2 protein-coding genes are annotated in these 3,643 nt (G+C 62.4%); both read left to right on the top strand.

What is annotated here, in order from left to right; all coding sequences use genetic code 11:
• Positions 1-1,862, top strand: a 1,862-nt coding sequence (fusA, locus tag RYL44_RS10060) for an elongation factor G (protein ID WP_314975906.1), incomplete at its 5' end; no start/stop codon positions are given.
• A gap of 150 nt (positions 1,863-2,012) precedes the next feature.
• A complete protein-coding gene (gene tuf, locus RYL44_RS10055) occupies positions 2,013-3,200 on the top strand; it encodes an elongation factor Tu (protein ID WP_296531375.1) in 1,188 nt (395 codons plus the stop codon).
• Positions 3,201-3,643 lie beyond the last annotated feature (443 nt).

The following is a 3,643-nucleotide window of genomic DNA, read 5'->3' as shown; positions in this document are numbered from 1 at the left end:
TTGACTTCACCGTTGAGGTTGAGCGCTCGCTGCGCGTCCTCGACGGCGCTGTCGCTGTGTTCGACGGCAAGGAGGGCGTGGAGCCCCAGTCCGAGACCGTGTGGCGTCAGGCCGATAAGTACGACGTCCCGCGTATCTGCTTCATCAACAAGATGGATAAGATGGGCGCCGATTTCTACTTCTCGGTTGGCACCATCAAGGAACGCCTCCACGCGACCCCCATCGTCATGCAGCTGCCCATGGGCGCCGAGAGCGATTTCGTCGGCAACATTGACCTGCTGACCATGGAGGCCCTGACCTACCCGGCCAAGGACGACAAGGGCAACGACACGCTCGGCTCCCTCGTCGTGCGAGGCCCCATTCCGGAGGAGTACCAGGAGCAGGCCGAGGAGTACCGCGAGGCGCTCGTCGAAGCCGCTGCTGAGGGCTCCGACGAACTCACCGAAGCCTACCTGGAGAACGGCGACCTGACGCTCGAGCAGATCAAGGAAGGCATTCGCCTCCTGACCATCAACTCGCGCGCGTTCCCCGTCTACTGCGGTACCGCCCTGCGTAACATGGGCGTGCAGCCCGTCCTCGACGCCGTCGTGGACTTCCTGCCCTCCCCGCTCGACATCGGCGACGTTCGTGGCTTCCTCCCCGGGTCTGAAACCGAAGAAGAGACCGAGGTCCGCCACCCCGACGAGAAGGAACCCTTCTCCGCTCTGGCCTTCAAGATCGCCGCGCACCCCTTCTACGGCAAGCTCACCTTCATCCGCGTGTACTCCGGTAAGGTCGAGTCCGGCTCTCAAGTCCTCAACTCGACCAAGGGCAAGAAGGAACGCATCGGTAAGATCTTCCAGATGCACTCCAACAAGGAGAACCCCGTCGACGTGGCGCACGCTGGCCACATCTACGCGGTCATCGGCCTGAAGGACACGACCACGGGCGACACGCTTGCCGCAATCGACAAGCCGATCGTCCTCGAGTCGATGACGTTCCCCGCCCCCGTTATCCAGGTCGCCGTCGAGCCCAAGTCGAAGGCCGACCAGGAGAAGATGGGCGTCGCCATCCAGAAGCTGGCGGAAGAGGACCCGACGTTCACCGTCGAGCTCGACGCCGAGACCGGCCAGACCATCATCGGTGGTATGGGTGAGCTCCACCTCGACATCATCGTCGACCGTATGCGTCGCGAGTTCAAGGTCGAGGCCAACGTGGGTAACCCGATGGTTGCCTACCGCGAGACCATCCGCAAGAAGGTCGAGAAGTACGAGTACACGCACAAGAAGCAGACCGGTGGTTCCGGTCAGTTCGCGCGTGTCATTATCGCCCTTGAACCCCTTCCGGCCGACTCCGAGGAAGAGTACATGTTTGAGGACAAGGTCACCGGTGGCCGCGTCCCGCGCGAGTACATTCCCTCTGTCGACGCGGGTATCAAAGACGCCATGCAGTCCGGCGTTCTCGCCGGCTATCCGATGGTTGACATCAAGGCCACGCTGCTTGACGGCGCCTACCACGAGGTTGACTCCTCCGAAATGGCGTTCAAGGTTGCTGGTTCGATGGCGCTGAAGGAAGCCGCGAAGAAAGCGAACCCCGTCCTCCTCGAGCCCATCATGGCCGTCGAGGTGCGTACTCCCGAGGAGTACATGGGCGACGTCATCGGCGACCTTAATTCCCGTCGTGGCCAGATCTCTTCGATGGACGAGCAGCACGGCGTTCGCGTCGTCAAGGCTCAGGTGCCGCTGTCCGAGATGTTCGGATACGTGGGCGACCTGCGTTCCAAGACGCAGGGCCGCGCTGTCTACTCCATGGAGTTCGATAGCTACGCCGAAGTTCCGCGCGCCGTCGCGGATGAAATCGTCGGCAAGTCTCGGGGCAACTGAGTCCCACCGGGGGTTCGCCCGGGCAGGGGAAACCTGCCCCTGCGAGCCGCCTCACACACAAGTAAACCCAGTAGGTCTCTAGCCCCAGGGGTGTTAAGCTGACACCTAGCCGTAGGCTGAGAATATCTACCCGAGTCCAGGAGGACACAAGTGGCGAAGGCCAAGTTTGAGCGCACCAAGCCGCACGTCAACATCGGCACGATTGGTCACGTTGACCACGGCAAGACGACGCTGACGGCAGCTATCACGAAGGTGCTGCACGACAAGTACCCCGATCTGAACGAATACACCCCCTTCGATCAGGTCGACAACGCTCCCGAGGAGCGCGATCGTGGTATCACGATCAACGTCTCCCACGTCGAGTACCAGACCGAGGCGCGTCACTACGCGCACGTTGACGCTCCCGGCCACGCCGACTACGTCAAGAACATGATCACCGGCGCGGCCCAGATGGACGGCGCGATCCTCGTGGTCGCAGCCACCGACGGCCCCATGGCCCAGACCCGCGAGCACGTCCTGCTCGCCCGTCAGGTCGGCGTCCCCACCATCCTCATCGCCCTCAACAAGTCCGACATGGTCGACGATGAGGAAATGATGGAACTGGTCGAGGAGGAGTGCCGCGACCTGCTCGAGTCCCAGGACTTCGACCGCGACGCCCCGATCATCCAGGTCTCCGCTCTGAAGGCCCTCGAGGGCGACCCGGAGTGGGTTGCCAAGGTCGAGGAGCTCATGGACGCGGTGGATTCCTACATCCCCACCCCCGAGCGTGACATGGACAAGCCCTTCCTCATGCCGATCGAGGACGTCTTCACGATCACCGGTCGTGGCACGGTCGTTACCGGTCGTGTTGAGCGTGGCAAGCTGCCCATCAACTCTGAGGTCGAGATCCTCGGTATCCGTGAGCCCCAGAAGACCACGGTCACCGGCATTGAGATGTTCCACAAGTCCATGGACGAGGCCTGGGCTGGCGAGAACTGTGGTCTGCTCCTCCGCGGCACCAAGCGCGACGAGGTCGAGCGCGGCCAGGTTGTGGCCGTCCCCGGCTCCATCACGCCCCACACCGAGTTCGAGGGCCAGGTCTACATCCTCAAGAAGGAAGAGGGCGGCCGTCACAACCCCTTCTTCTCGAACTACCGTCCGCAGTTCTACTTCCGTACCACGGACGTGACCGGCGTCATCACCCTCCCCGAGGGCACCGACATGGTTATGCCTGGCGACACCACCGAAATCTCCGTTGAGCTGATCCAGCCCATCGCCATGGAGCCCGGCCTCGGCTTCGCTATCCGTGAGGGTGGCCGCACCGTTGGTTCCGGTCGCGTCACCAAGATCATTAAGTGAATCACTCTCTGAGGTCTACTCAGATTTGATTCGCTGCTGATCCAGCGGCACTGAGGGCCCCGCCTCTTCCAAGAGGCGGGGCTTCTCGCTGTTTTCTGCGCTGCGAGTCGATGGATCATCCGAGCCTCGTGGATGTTGCTCCCCGTCAGTCCGCTTTTGCGGCAACTCGAAAGAGAGGGCTACGGCCGAACCGTGATTCTTCGTTTTTGCGCGCAGCGGCGTCGGCCTCGTCGGAGCTTTGTGACCGATCCCCTGTTGCGACACGCCCGAGTGCGGGGTACGGTAGTTCCTTGGTGACGGTCGACCTGCCATTTGCGGTTCGACCAGCGCCGACGCCACTCTGTCGGTGGTTTCACATGCGAGAACGCTCCCTTGGGATTGTGCTTGCGGGTGGAACTCTGACAGAATGGCACGGTTGCCCCAGCGTATCTGGGGTGGCCCAT

It is taken from the genome of Actinomyces bouchesdurhonensis, from assembly GCF_963540955.1.
Classification (GTDB): Bacteria; Actinomycetota; Actinomycetes; order Actinomycetales; family Actinomycetaceae; genus Pauljensenia; species Pauljensenia bouchesdurhonensis.
Note: the sequence above shows the minus strand (reverse complement) of the source record. Positions and strands in the feature narration are given on the sequence as shown.